This window comes from Microcoleus sp. D3_18_C4, from assembly GCF_036702355.1.
Classification (GTDB): Bacteria; Cyanobacteriota; Cyanobacteriia; order Cyanobacteriales; family Microcoleaceae; genus Microcoleus.
Genome location: NZ_JAUBTF010000028.1, coordinates 1 through 13078 on the forward strand (window position 1 = coordinate 1; position 13078 = coordinate 13078).

The following is a 13078-nucleotide window of genomic DNA, read 5'->3' on the forward strand; positions in this document are numbered from 1 at the left end:
ATTCAAGGCGGGCGGGACGCCCACCCCACAAGACTTTGATTGTTTTTTGACAGACAATTTAAAAGCAGAACAGCTTAAGTACAGATGTCCGATTGAAAACTGCTATAGCTAAAGTGCTGGGTTGCACTGAAGGAACAGTGCGAAAACATTGGGAGAATCTTTACAAAAAGCTATACAAACTCGGATGGGTTTGGTGATGGTTGCCAAGAAAAGTTGGGGCTACTCAAAGAAGAATTTGTTGCAATATCTTCATAATCCTATACGCAGATCATCGTATTGTTTCCCAAGTTTATTTGAAGGAGTATTGAAGCAAACGCGGTCATCCAGCGTCTTTAGAAATCTGATTTTCAGGAATTCATTGCATAAATTGAAGGAGAAAAACCTATGTTTTATAAAGAGTCTAGCCTTAGTCATCCAGCCAACCGAAATCGTGTTGATGCCTTCGTCTCTGGTGTAGCCGCTGAGTCAGTCGCGGTTGCTTCGGCCCAGAGGAAAACATTTCTAGCGCAGCGATCGGGAGCTTCCTTGGTGGTGAACACCATGACCGGAAATCCTGCTTACTTAGAAGGAAAATTGTCCATGACAATGACAGGCACTGCAGCTGACGCCAGCCGTTCCTTCCTGATGGAAAACCCTGGCATTTTAGGACTGAGCGCAGAAGATACTGAAGAACTGACTGAAGTTGATTCCTTTAAGTGGGGCGGGCTGAAATTCATTCGTCGCCAGCAAAATCACCAGGGATTACCGGTCTTTGGTGCCAGCGTTTTGGTAGGTGTAGATGACAAAAATCAAGTTCGGATAGTGACGAGTGGTCTGCGATCGCAAATTTCTGTCAAACCGGGCGAGACAGCTATCTCCCTAAAAGAAGCTCGCCAGATTGCCCGAAAAGATCTCGGTGAAGCGGTTGAGTTGAGGGGTGGCATTACCCATAAAACCGTCCTCTATCCGACCCAACAGGGTCATGTGCGAGTCTATCACTTAACTGTTCCGGCAGAAACCCCCCTCGGTGACTGGGAATACTTTATTGATGTCCAGAATGGAGAAATTGTAGACAGCTACAACTCGATGAAATTTCACTCATTTTACTTTGCACCTCGGGCGCGAGTTTACTCTGAAAATCCCGAGGAAACGCCCCTAACAACTGTGATGCTGCGCGATGTCAAATCTCCTTACAACAAGTTAGATGGTCGGTATTGTAAGGTGATTAATGAGGATGCGCCCGGCGCAGTGGTAGGCAGCAATTACCGATTTGACTTTCCTCCTGAAGATACGCACTTTGATGAATGCCAAGTCTACTATGCTGTGGAGAAAGTCTATCAATACTTCTTGGACCTGGGATTCCGAGGGTTTACTGTCAATAACCCCTATGGCAAAGTTAACAGTGGACAACTCGCTGCTAACGTCCATACCGGAACAAAATACGATAATGCTTATTACTCTTCCAGTACGGGGCAGATCTACTTCGGAGATGGCAGTTATCCCGGCAATCCCGGTGGACTTCGCGACCTAGCCAAGGAATTTGATGTAGTTGCTCACGAGTTCACCCATGCCGTGATTGATGAATATCACCCTGCTATGTTTGGAAGTGAAGGAGCTGCACTGCACGAAGGTTACGCTGATTATTTCGCTTGCTCTTTATTGAATGATCCTGACTTAGGGGAGTATGTTGTACCTGCTCCTGAAAAAGCGGGGATGATTCGCAACTGCGATAATGATTTGAAATATTCCGAAACTTCAACAGAGTCCCATGACCGTGGTCAAGCTTGGGCCGGGGCCTGCTGGCACTTGAGAAAAAAACTCGGACAAGAAGTGGCAGACTTCCTGATCTTTGGGAGTATGCTGGTTCTAGGAACAACTTCACCGACCTTCAAGTATGCCAAGGATATGCTACTCGCGGTTGACCAATCCTGGTGTGGTGGAGAATACAAAGCAACGATCCAGCGGATCTTTGAAACTGAACGAGGCATCCCTGTTTAGTAGTTTGCTTTGTCTATGTCAACTAGAAGAATAGTCTAATTAGGACTGGGGGTATGGTGAAACCATGCCCCAGAGATAGGTTTTTTGCTATGGAGAAGCCTTTTTACCAAAAACTCATTCCAGTCACCATTCTGGTATCACTTCTAGCGTTTATGACTGCTATGGCGATGAGTACACCTCGTAACAATCCTTTCCTCACGGAAGATGGTCACCCGATCGCAGAGTTAGAGTTCCGAGATGGACAGATGGGCTTTGTGGGGATTTCTGGCATAACTTGGACAATTCTCCCTAATGGGACTTGTCAGGCTAGTCGTTTTATCAACGATACAGTGTCATCTCCCCATCAAAGATGCCAATTAGAGCAACAGGATTTAGTAATGCTTGCGAATATTCTGTCCGATCGGGATTTTGCCGACCTACCCTCTGAGATCCCATCTGAACCTACCCTCAACCCCCACCGGCTCACTATTCGCCTGGGGGAGAAATCATCAACATTGGTATTGCCAACAGGTCAAAGTATTGAGAATGTTCTGACAACACTGCATAATCAACCGGAAACTCCTCGATCGAGATTCCTAACTATTGCACAGGCGATCGATCGACTTGTACGGCAGCATTGCGGGGACAATTAGTCTCCTGCTAAGTAAGTGCGATCGCCATCTTCTAGCAAGATGGGTTGAGGGCCCGAAACCCATCATCCCAAACTGATCGCCACAACAAAAAATCTGGGTTTCACAGAGGTTTAACTCAGTCCACACAAGATCGGGCGATCGCATTCGTCCAGTCCATTCTTGACACAGTGCGATCGGCGATCGCCCCACATTAACCAAAAAAACATAACTTCAGAAGTGCGAGCAAAGCTATTCACCAATCTTGAGATAATTCCTATGACATTTACCGATCAAAATCTCACTAATCAGCGCCCAGCTAGTCTAAAAGACTTTTCTTTACCCCGACGTGAGAGTTACTTTCCCTCCTCTCCCGATTGGAGAAATGAGGTACTTTACTTTCTCTTACCCGATCGCTTTAGCGATGGTAAAGAAGATACACGCCCTCTACTTAATCGGCAGCAACTGAATCAGGCCCGACCTAATCTGCCAAATGGTCAGTCCTGGGGATTTGACAAGTGGGCACAATCAGGAGGCGATCGCTGGCAGGGTGGGACGCTCAAAGGATTAGAGTCAAAGCTGGATTATCTCAACCAACTAGGCGTGACGACGATCTGGGTAGGGCCAATCTTTCAGCAACGGGGTCACTTGGATAGCTATCACGGTTACGGAATTCAAGATTTTCTAGAGGTCGATCCTCGCTTTGGGACTCGCCAAGATTTGGTCAGTCTGGTCAATAAAGCGCACTCCAAGGGGCTACGCATTATCCTTGATATCATTTTTAACCATTCAGGATCTAACTGGATCTATGCCCCTGGTACTCCTGGGGGAGAATGGGAACCACCCTATACGCCTGCTTGGTATCAGTTTGGGTCGTGGGTAGGCGATCGCGGACAACCCATCGCGGGGCAACCTCAAACCGACGCGGAAGGAGTCTGGCCGATCGAACTCCAGGAACCAGATTGCTATACTCGTGCCGGAAAGGGCGATTTAGGGCGGGGGGATCTCGATGATCCCAATGCCGAATTCCGGCGATCGGATTTCATTACGCTGCGTGATTTCCAGTTGGACTATCCCCACCTCTTAGATAACTTAGCCCGGTGTTATAAATACTGGATTGCACTGACAGACTGCGATGGCTTTCGGATTGATACCCTCAAGCACGTTACCTACGAGCAAGCCCGAAATTTCTGCGGGGCGATTAAGGAGTTTGCGGCCAATCTGGGTAAGAGTGACTTCTTTTTGGTAGGAGAAATAGCAGGCGGAGACTATAACGAAGACCGTTATCTGGATGTAGTAGGGCAAAACTTAAATGCTGCGTTGGATATCGGCGAGATGCGGGGAAATCTTAACCAGGTTGCCAAAGGGCTGATGGACCCAAGAGCCTACTTTAATGGGTTTGATCCAATGAACGCGGTGATGGGTTCACATCGGAATCTCGGGCGGCGTCATGTTTCAATTTTGGACGATCACGATCATGTATTTGGTGAAAAAATCCGCTTTTCCAGTGAAGCTGCATCGGATCATCAGGTGATTGCGGGAGTGGCATTGCAACTGTTCACCTTGGGGATTCCCTGCATTTACGCGGGAACCGAGCAGGCATTGGCGGGACCAGAACCGTCTGAACGCAAGTGGTTGCCCGACTGGAAGGGATCTGATCGCTATTTGCGGGAAGCAATGTTTGGCCCCTCGCATCCCCGGCAATCTGGAGTAGCAGGACTACAAGCCATCGATCAAAACTTACCCGGCTTTGGGCCGTTTGGGACAGCGGGTGCTCACTGTTTCGATCCGAATCACCCTGTCTATGTTCGGATTGCGGCAATGGCGGCACTCCGCAAAAAGTTCCCTGTGCTGCGCTTGGGACGGCAGTATTTGCGACCAACCGCGATTCCCTTCTTGAACTTGCCCTTTGGCGATCATGGACGGAGTGGAGAAATTATTGGTTGGTCACGGGTTTTAGACGATGAGGAAGCGGTTTGTGTGCTAAACAGTCATGGAACGGATAATCGAGGAGCCAGAGTGCTCGTGGATGCCAATCTCAACGCGATCGGCAGTTCAATGACGGTAATTCTGAATACGGCCCAAGTAGGGAATCCGGGTTACACGGGTCCTCATCAGGTGGGATCAACGCTGTCAGTGCAGCGACAAGATGGGATTGCTTATGTCGAAATTCAACCGATTCCAGCATCCGAATTGTTGATTTTGACGAATCATCCTGAAAGTTAAGTTGAGGTGGGGCGATCGCTGGTATCAACCAGTCTGTGACATGACCTTGAGCAAATCAACTTTGCCACGCCGTGCGATCGCATATCTGAAATGGGCGAAAGGAGCGATCGAGTCAGTGCAGTTTCAACTCCACTGATTCGATTAACCTTGTCAGAATGCGATCGCAAACCCTAGAGTACGAAAAAAACAATAAATTGCCGCAGCTATGTGCAGTCGATCGCCGATCGTGAAAAAACATCTGCCTGCATCTGCGGTAACAAAATCAACTCAGCACTGCCGGCAATCCTACCTCTTGCGGCTGCACAAATCTGCCGTTAAAACTAATAGCTTTATCCTCAAAAGTTCTCGCTTCCGCTACCGCTTGCCGCAAATGAGCTCGCTCCATATCGTCCTGAATTCCCCCCACCAAATATACAATTAACTTCGTTGCTAAATCCTTTCCAGAAACTAGCACTCGCTTTTTGTTCGGATCGTACAAAATCCCGTACCACGCAGACTCAGGATTGTCCATGTGGCTAAATCCTTCATCGACATCGAATCTGCGGAGTTTGTCGAAAATAGATTTCAGAGAAAGTTTCTTTCTAAATACTAGAATTCCTAAAGCATTAGCTAAAGCAATTTGACCGACGGGACGGAACAAAATATTGCCCTCGCCCCCTGGCTTTTCAAAACTAAATCGGCGCAATTCATCCGTTTCTTCGCCGCTTTCAATTCTTTGATAGCTAGGCAAAGTTGCTAAATGATCGAACAATTTTTTAAACTCTTCAATTCCCTCTTTCAGTTCTTCATCTTCTGGACGCATGGGAATTAAACCTTTTCGTTCCGGCTTCCAATGGGGGAATTTGTATTCTAAATACCGTTCGGACATATCTTGCAGCGCTTGCAATGTGGTTAACACCGTTGATTTTGCTGCGACTGTGGCGCTGTCCCAATTGACGCGGGGCTTTCTGTCATCTTGCTCTTTTAATAAGGGGTGGGTGACGGCAATTTTTCGGGCTGCGATCGCAAATCCGTTATCCTCGTTCAATAATGCTAGCTGTCCCTGACTCAGCGTTACCGCCATTAGGTTAACGTGCACAAAGATCGATCGCACGCGCCGTTGTGCTTGCTGTCGCGTTTCCCCCGCTACCGCCGCCGGGATAAATTCAATTCCGATTTTTTCGTGAGCTAATTTATACACTGTTTCGGGGTCGATTTGATACTCTTCTGCTAAATCTTCCAGAGTAATTGCAGCGCCGACAGGTTTTTTATTTTTGTTGTATCTTTGCAGGATTCCGGTTTTAATTAAACTCATTAAACCTTGAACTCCCATCAGCCGATGCTGGCCGTCTAAGGCAAAAATTGAGAGTTCTTTAGAAACATTCAAAAGCCCTAAGTTCTCGTTTTTATCAAAGGATGTAAATTCAGTCGCGGATTTGGTTGCTACGCCATTTTTATCCCATTCCTCGGCTAGAGGATTATCTACCCACGGGGGACTGACGACTACTAAAACTGCGGGGAATTTGTGCGATTTTCGGGCGGCTAAGTATTGAGTTAGGGTGGCTTGGCGCGACCAATCTAAGGGACGCTGGATAATTTCGTCAATGGTTTCGTCGTCGCGGACGATGTTGTTGGTTTGGAGGTCAAATTTTTGGCGGAAAAGCGGCATTTGGGAGGCGAAACGGACGCGAGAGTCTAACCATTCTAGGGTGACTGAACCGATGTATGCTTCGCTGTTTCCCATCTGGGTTTTTTGTACGAAAATGCGATCGTCCTTTCCTAAATAATTATCTAATAAAAGTGCGATTTCCTGTCTGTCGCTATTTTCTTTTTCTAAAATTTTGCTAGCGAGGTCATCCGCTGGATGGGTAGTCATCGGCTGTTTTTATATAATTAGGCTATTTTTTTAAAAATATCATGGGTTAAAATTTATGTCAACTCTTGTTTTTTAAAAATTTTTGTGAAATACTTAAAATACTAATAAGTTCTACGTTGCATATCATTTAATGTTTAATTTGTCAAGAGGTGAGGGGCGATCGGGCTTGATGCAGATGCGTCTGGGTCTTACGCGCCACCGTCTGAGTCCGCCAGGGGTTGAAAACCCCTGTCTCATAGCGAAAGTCCTCTTAAGAGGACTAAATATAGATAAATTTCAAGATTTTCAGTCGGTTTTAACCGACTTTCGCTATGAGACGGGGGTTTAAACCCCCGGCGGACTTTCGGATCGGCGATGGGTTTAAACCCCCGGCGGACTTTCGGATCAGCGATGGGTTTAAACCCCCGGCGGACTTTCGGATCAACGATGGGTTTCAACCCCCGGCGGACTTTCGGATCAGGGATGGGTTTCAACCCCCGACGGACTTTCGGGTTAGCGAGTTAATTGCCTCGCGCCCTTGCTTCAGATGTATCTGCGGTTTCACAAAAAAATATGTCTACTCCTTCTTTTGAATACATTTTGCCGGTCATCCGGGGAATTCAAGCGGGCCGCGAATATTACGTGTCGATGTGTCCGGTGCGTTTTTTGCCGAAATTGTTTCCCTTTGAATCAGAAGATTTGCCGCCGTCTATGCGGGCGAAACGCGCGCTTAACAAAGCTAGGATTCCTGAAATTGCTGATTATTTTGTGAAGAATCCTACAAATTATACTTGTGGGGCAATTGCTGCTTCGATTGATGCGGATATTACTTTTGAAGCTGTGGGGAATGAGGCCGAAGAACGGAAAATCGGTCGCTTGCGGGTGCCGATGGATGCTAAGTTTACTATTAATGACGGACAGCATCGGCGGGCGGCTTTTGAGATGGCTTTGAGGGAAAATCCGCAGTTGGGATATGAGACGGTGGCGCTGATTTTGTTTCTCGATATTGGGTTGGAAAAGTCGCAGCAGATGTTTGCTGATTTGAATAATTTTCAAGTTCCTTTGGAGGCGTCGCTAAGTGTACTTTACAACCACCGGGACGATCGCGCTTTTGTGGTGAAGGCGGTTGTTAAGCAGGTTGAGGTTTTCCGGTGTTTGACTGAGATGGAGAGGGGGAGTTTGAACGGGCGATCGCACAAATTGTTTACGCTGAGTGCGATCGATCGTGCTATCATGGCTTTGCTGTCTAATATTCACTGCAGCGAACAGGCAAAACCCTCTGGTTCTCGCACCAAAAAAGAACACAAAGAGGAAGAACTCGCTCAAAAAATACAACTGGCGGTTAGTTATTGGAATGCGGTTTGCAGTTTTATTCCAGATTGGCAATTAGTTCTGCACAAACAAGTGGCTGCGGGGGAAATGCGCCGGGATTGCGTGCACTGTCACAGTGTTGTCCTTGAGAGTTTGGGGGAAGTTGGGGCGGCTTTGCGATCGGTTTTTCCTGAGAGTTGGGAGGAACGTTTGAGCCTTTTGCAGCAGGTTGATTGGTCGATTTCTAATCCTGATTGGGAGGGGGGGATTTTGTTGAAAGGGGGGATTTCTAAGTCGAGGGCGAGTGTTAGTTGGATGACTGATTATTTGAAAAAGCGGTTGGGTTTGGAAACCGCACATACAGCCCAGGCGGGACGCGCGTAGATGCAGCACAGGCGGGAGACCCGTGCCACCTGCGTTTGTAATTGCAGCGGCTAAATGCCACCAAAAACAGGGCTAATTAAAATAGCGTCTGAATGGTTCTGCAAGAATGCCCAAGATTTGGTCTAGCTGAGTAATATAATATTCAGTCAAATCAATTTTTAACAACTGATTTTCTAGTATTAGGAATTTCCAGTTTGTACCCGTTGAAACTGCTCCATAAATTGCGGATTGTTCTTGGCCTTTGCGGGCATTAAATATTTGAGCTGCTGCCATCTGAGCCGCACACTGTCCCAAGCCTATTCTAATATCGTTGTCTTTGGCTTCCACTAATGTCAAGACTGGGGCTGTAACTAATGATTGATTGCTCGACGCACTGAGGAGAAAGTCACAAGCCCCGGTTAATCCTTGGCTCTCTTCTACGTTAAATGTGTTGCCGGAAAAATAGCCAATTTTGTTGTTGAAAGTGCGCCGTATTTCGAGTAGAATGGGAGTGAGGATTAATTCCGATCGAGCTTTTTCGGTGCTGATACTTGAGGCTAAGTCTAAAGCTTCGTCTAGAGTTTGTCTGAGGCGTTCTGAAGGTGCGATCGGGGTAATGTGGCTGAATAAGTGGGGAATGTCTTCAACGGTTAGATCCAGGGTTGAGACGGCTTGGTCGATCGTTTTGAAGTCGCTGTAGGACATATTTGATCTGGGGGGGTGAGAGATGATTTTTTAACAGCAGATGCACGCGGACAGTGATATAATTATCTCCTGTCTAGGCTATAAAATTACTTTTTAGTCTGCTGACACTGCTTAAATTGTCTAGTTTCTGCGTTATGGTTTTGCCTTGCGGTGCTTAACTTTTTGTTGACAAGAGTGTAAAATTTCAGGTCGGATTTTATTTAATTCTAGCGGCAGGAGAAAATGACTACAGGAGAAGAGTCCGAAAATAAGAATTTAGCATACTATCGCCAACGTTTTGCAGCTCTTAATGTAAATAACACACGCCAACGTGGCCAAGCTAATCATAAGCCAATATTACTATTGTCAATCATCGATCTAATTGCTCAAGGAATAATTAGGGAAAATCGAATTTATGTTTCGGACGCCTTGGTTAAAACATTTAACAAGTATTGGGAAATTTTAGGTTCTGACTCTCACAATCGTGGTTTGTACTATCCATTTTGGCATTTGGAAGGTGATGGATTCTGGCATAAAACATTGAAATCGGGATTTAACGGTTCAAAGCCTAAAACAACTAACAAGCTAAGAGAAGCTGTAGAATACGGTAGTTGGGATAATGAATTATTCGATTTACTCCAAGACCAAAATTCTAGAGCGGAATTAATAGATACACTGATTGCTAAATGGTTTTCATCAAATAGAGACGATATTGGAGAGATTTTGCAGGTCAATCAAGAGTTTGAAAATGTTAGTCACACAGAAAGAGAAATGTCGGCTACAGCCGAAGTTTCTGACGGAGAACCGAGATTTCATTTAACAAAATCTGCTGTTAGAAATGCTTTTTTCAGGAAAGCAGTAGTACATACATATGATTACAAGTGTGCATTTTGTCGATTGAAAGTTATCAGAAATCTAACTCAAAATATTGTAGATGGCTCACATATTAAGCCATTTTCAAAGTTTTATGATAATCAAATTAATAATGGGATATCATTGTGCAAAAATCATCATTGGGCTTTTGACCAGGGTTGGTTTGCTATAGATGATAATTACAGAATTATCGTCGCTAATGACTTAGAAGAGGAATCCCCCAATGCCAGATGTATGAAAGATTTTCATAGTGAAACTATTCTCCTGCCCACTTCCGACCAAGATTTACCAAGACTTGAATCGCTAGAATGGCATCGGCGGAATGTATTTAGAGCTTAATAAAGTAACTGAGGTTGAAGACATGACAGAAACAATGCTACCACTTTTTCCACCCCGTACCGTTAGGGACTTAGTGGAAGAAATAAAAAAATTAAGTCAAGAAATTAGAGATTTATATTGTTTAGATGATCTACCTTGGGTTTTAGGATATTCCGGTGGGAAAGACAGCACTGCGGTAGTGCAGCTTATCTGGTATGCAATAGCAGAATTACCACCTGAAAAAAGGACGAAAAAAATTTATGTAATTACCACAGATACACTGGTAGAGAACCCGATAGTTTCTACTTGGGTACGTCAATCATTAAAACAGATGAAGTCTGCGGCTATAAAGCAGCAGCTCCCAATAGAGCCTCATATGCTTTATCCAGATGTCAAAGATACTTTCTGGGTCAACTTGATGGGAAAAGGCTACCCAGCACCGAGACATGGATTTCGCTGGTGTACTGAACGCCTGAAAATCCTTCCTTCTAATCGGTTTGTTCGTGATATGGTGAGAATCAATGGAGAAGTAATTCTTATATTGGGTACTCGCAAAGCTGAAAGCATTAAACGCGCTGTTTCAATGGAGAAACATGAAATAGGTCGCATGAGTGACCGTCTAAATGATAAATCTAGTTCCATTAAATCTCTGCTTTATCAGAGTCCTAGTCTGCCTAATTCCCTAATTTATAGTCCGATAGAAGATTGGCGAACTGATGAAGTCTGGATTTATCTGAATCAGTGGCCTAACCCTTGGGAAAATAGCAATAAAGATTTATTTACCATGTATCGAGGCGCAACAGCAGACAATGAATGTCCTTTAGTTGTCGATACGTCTACACCTAGCTGCGGCAGTTCTCGCTTTGGCTGCTGGGTTTGCACAATGGTAAGCCAAGACAAATCTATGGAGGCAATGATTCAAAACGATGAGGAAAAAGAATGGATGCAGCCTCTCCTCGATATTCGCAACGAATTAGACATAAAAGACGATCGCCCAAAAAGAGACTTCCGACGCATTTACGGTAGAGTAGAACTGTTTGAACGCAACATGGGCGACGACACAACCTCCGTCGAACCCATCCCAGGGCCCTACACCAAATTCTGGCGAGAACACTGGCTGAGACGAGTCTTGGAAGCACAAACCCAAATCCGCAAAACCGCACCCCTAGAAATGCGCGACATCACCTTAATTACCCCAGAAGAACTTAGCGAAATCCGCCGCATTTGGCTGGAAGAAAAGCACGAATTCGACGATTCTTTACCTCGGATTTACGAAGAAGTCACGGGCGAACCTTTTGAAGATTCCCGTCCCGCCGCCGAAAGAAAACTCCTCGGTAGCGATGAATGGACTGCGATCGAAGAGATTTGCAGCGAGGACAAAATGCACCTCGAATTGATGGCAAAACTCCTGGATACAGAACGCCAATACTACACAAAACCCCGCCGTACAGGCATTTACGCCGATTTGGACAAATGCTTTGAAACCAGTTCGCGATCGAAGGAAGAAGCGATTGGTAACGCCCACTATCAACGCAATTTAAAAAAAGCGGTGGAAGATATTAAAGCAAATCCGACGGAAAACATTCAGCAATTCAAAGATGCGATCGCCCAAACCAACAGTTCCGCCAAAAACGATACCGTTGATATTGCCAAACTTAAAGAAGAACTCGAAAGCAATAGCAATCAAAGTAGGCAGCTATCTTGGGCGGATATTAAATTTTCACCGCCAAATTCAGGAGGGGAAAATAGCAAAGATTAGGTCAATAATGTCGATCGGGCGATCGGGCTTTGGGGCTTTGGGCGATCGGGCTAACCCGAAGATACGCCGGGGATTGAAATCCCCGTCTCATAGCAAAAGTCGGTTAAAACCGACTGAAGGGCAAAATTCAACGATCGCCGACTTCAGGGCGATCGGGCTTACCCACAAGCCCGCCGGGGATTGAAATCCCCGTCTCATAGCGAAAGTCGGTTAAAACCGACTCAAGGGCGAAATTCAACGATAGCCGACTTCAGGGCGATCGCCCTTACCCGAAGACCCTAGGAGTGATTGAAATCCCCGTCTCATAGCAAAAGTCGGTTAAAACCGACTCAAGGGTCAAATCAAACGATCGCCGACTTCAGTCCTCTTTAAGAGGACTTCAGCTATGAGACAGGGATTTCAATCCCTGTCGGACTGTCGGACTGTCGGACTGTCGGACTGTCGGACTGTCGGACTCGCCGATCGACCCCGATCGCACTCTCAGATTCGTTGACAGAATCATAAATCCACCTAAAAAATCAGGAAAAATCTTTATGGCAATGTGGCGGCTGTACTATCATTTAGTTTGGGCAACAAAAGAGCGACAGCCTCTCATATCTCCCGCAAAAGAAACCGAACTTTACTCTTATATCATCGGTAAAGCAGACACCCTCAATTGCATCCTCCACGCCATCGGCGACACAGAAAATCACATCCACTTAATAGTTTCCATTCCTCCGACACAATCGATCGCTGAATTCGTTAAAAATATTAAAGGTAGCAGCAGCCGTTATCTCAATCAAAATTTGCAAAATCCCAATAAATTTTCGTGGCCAGAAGGATACGGAGTATTTTCTTTAGGACAAAAACAACTAGACTCAGCAGTCGCTTATGTGATAAATCAAAAGGAACATCACTTACAAAAAACCACAAATTCCCATTTAGAACAAATCACGGATCAAGACAATCCACCCACCCGGTGGCACCCGAATTCGCCAGAGAATTAATTGAAAAACATTGACCGACTCTCCGACTCGCGGGTTCTCCAGCTATTGCGTTTACATCCAGACCCTAGGAGTGATTGAAATCCCCGTCTAATAGCGAAAGTCGGTTAAAACCGACTGAAGGGCGAAATTCAACGATCGC

The 13078-nt window shown here is 45.7% G+C and carries 11 protein-coding genes; 8 read left to right on the top strand and 3 right to left on the bottom strand.

The features are described from left to right. The first annotated feature begins 384 nt into the window (after window positions 1-384). The 3 genes from QUA90_RS15435 (at window position 385) to QUA90_RS15445 (ending at window position 4811) form a co-directional block, all read left to right on the top strand. On the top strand, window positions 385-1977 hold the full coding sequence (locus QUA90_RS15435; protein WP_333446377.1) for a M36 family metallopeptidase: 1593 nt from the start codon (window positions 385-387) through the stop codon (window positions 1975-1977). Between the two features lie 53 nt (window positions 1978-2030). Next, window positions 2031-2609 (top strand): hypothetical protein, encoded by a 579-nt coding sequence (locus QUA90_RS15440; protein WP_333446379.1) that lies wholly within the window; start codon window positions 2031-2033, stop codon window positions 2607-2609. A 255-nt stretch (window positions 2610-2864) separates the two neighbouring features. Further along, on the top strand, window positions 2865-4811 hold the full coding sequence (locus QUA90_RS15445; RefSeq protein WP_333446381.1) for an alpha-amylase family glycosyl hydrolase: 1947 nt from the start codon (window positions 2865-2867) through the stop codon (window positions 4809-4811). 262 nt (window positions 4812-5073) lie between these two features. On the opposite strand, the gene QUA90_RS15450 is transcribed toward QUA90_RS15445, so the two are convergent. After that, on the bottom strand, window positions 5074-6666 hold the full coding sequence (locus tag QUA90_RS15450) for a DGQHR domain-containing protein (protein ID WP_333385255.1): 1593 nt from the start codon (window positions 6664-6666) through the stop codon (window positions 5074-5076). A 552-nt stretch (window positions 6667-7218) separates the two neighbouring features. On the opposite strand from QUA90_RS15450, the gene dndB reads away from it, so the two are divergent. After that, window positions 7219-8340: a DNA sulfur modification protein DndB gene (dndB, locus tag QUA90_RS15455; protein ID WP_333385252.1), complete on the top strand. Its 1122-nt coding sequence runs from the start codon at window positions 7219-7221 to the stop codon at window positions 8338-8340. Window positions 8341-8412: 72 nt separating this feature from the next. Here the strand turns inward: dndB and QUA90_RS15460 are convergent, their stop codons facing one another. Next, window positions 8413-9024 carry a hypothetical protein gene (locus QUA90_RS15460; RefSeq protein WP_333385250.1) on the bottom strand — a complete coding sequence of 204 codons (612 nt, stop codon included), beginning with the start codon at window positions 9022-9024 and terminating at the stop codon, window positions 8413-8415. Window positions 9025-9246: 222 nt separating this feature from the next. On the opposite strand from QUA90_RS15460, the gene QUA90_RS15465 reads away from it, so the two are divergent. From QUA90_RS15465 to QUA90_RS15475, 3 genes are read left to right on the top strand one after another with little or no spacing between them, the layout of a single operon-like run. Continuing rightward, on the top strand, window positions 9247-10215 hold the full coding sequence (locus QUA90_RS15465; protein ID WP_333385248.1) for an HNH endonuclease: 969 nt from the start codon (window positions 9247-9249) through the stop codon (window positions 10213-10215). 22 nt (window positions 10216-10237) lie between these two features. Further along, a complete protein-coding gene (gene dndC / locus QUA90_RS15470) occupies window positions 10238-11953 on the top strand; it encodes a DNA phosphorothioation system sulfurtransferase DndC (RefSeq protein ID WP_333446383.1) in 1716 nt (571 codons plus the stop codon). Window positions 11954-11960: 7 nt separating this feature from the next. Beyond that, window positions 11961-12137: a hypothetical protein gene (locus QUA90_RS15475; protein WP_333446385.1), complete on the top strand. Its 177-nt coding sequence runs from the start codon at window positions 11961-11963 to the stop codon at window positions 12135-12137. Window positions 12138-12332: 195 nt separating this feature from the next. Here the strand turns inward: QUA90_RS15475 and QUA90_RS15480 are convergent, their stop codons facing one another. After that, the gene (locus QUA90_RS15480; protein ID WP_333446387.1) at window positions 12333-12455 is read right to left on the bottom strand and encodes a hypothetical protein; all 123 of its coding nucleotides are present in this window, start codon (window positions 12453-12455) and stop codon (window positions 12333-12335) included. Between the two features lie 31 nt (window positions 12456-12486). On the opposite strand from QUA90_RS15480, the gene tnpA reads away from it, so the two are divergent. After that, window positions 12487-12939 (top strand): IS200/IS605 family transposase, encoded by a 453-nt coding sequence (tnpA, locus tag QUA90_RS15485; protein ID WP_333446389.1) that lies wholly within the window; start codon window positions 12487-12489, stop codon window positions 12937-12939. Window positions 12940-13078 lie beyond the last annotated feature (139 nt).

Coding starts and splice junctions, on each gene's coding strand:
- QUA90_RS15480 (WP_333446387.1), bottom strand. CDS start 12,455: ATGATTCTGTCAACGAATCTGAGAGTGCGATCGGGGTCGATCGGCGAG.
- QUA90_RS15440 (WP_333446379.1), top strand. CDS start 2,031: ATGGTGAAACCATGCCCCAGAGATAGGTTTTTTGCTATGGAGAAGCCT.
- dndB (WP_333385252.1), top strand. CDS start 7,219: ATGTCTACTCCTTCTTTTGAATACATTTTGCCGGTCATCCGGGGAATT.
- QUA90_RS15465 (WP_333385248.1), top strand. CDS start 9,247: ATGACTACAGGAGAAGAGTCCGAAAATAAGAATTTAGCATACTATCGC.
- QUA90_RS15475 (WP_333446385.1), top strand. CDS start 11,961: ATGTCGATCGGGCGATCGGGCTTTGGGGCTTTGGGCGATCGGGCTAAC.
- QUA90_RS15445 (WP_333446381.1), top strand. CDS start 2,865: ATGACATTTACCGATCAAAATCTCACTAATCAGCGCCCAGCTAGTCTA.
- tnpA (WP_333446389.1), top strand. CDS start 12,487: ATGGCAATGTGGCGGCTGTACTATCATTTAGTTTGGGCAACAAAAGAG.
- QUA90_RS15435 (WP_333446377.1), top strand. CDS start 385: ATGTTTTATAAAGAGTCTAGCCTTAGTCATCCAGCCAACCGAAATCGT.
- QUA90_RS15450 (WP_333385255.1), bottom strand. CDS start 6,666: ATGACTACCCATCCAGCGGATGACCTCGCTAGCAAAATTTTAGAAAAA.
- QUA90_RS15460 (WP_333385250.1), bottom strand. CDS start 9,024: ATGTCCTACAGCGACTTCAAAACGATCGACCAAGCCGTCTCAACCCTG.
- dndC (WP_333446383.1), top strand. CDS start 10,238: ATGACAGAAACAATGCTACCACTTTTTCCACCCCGTACCGTTAGGGAC.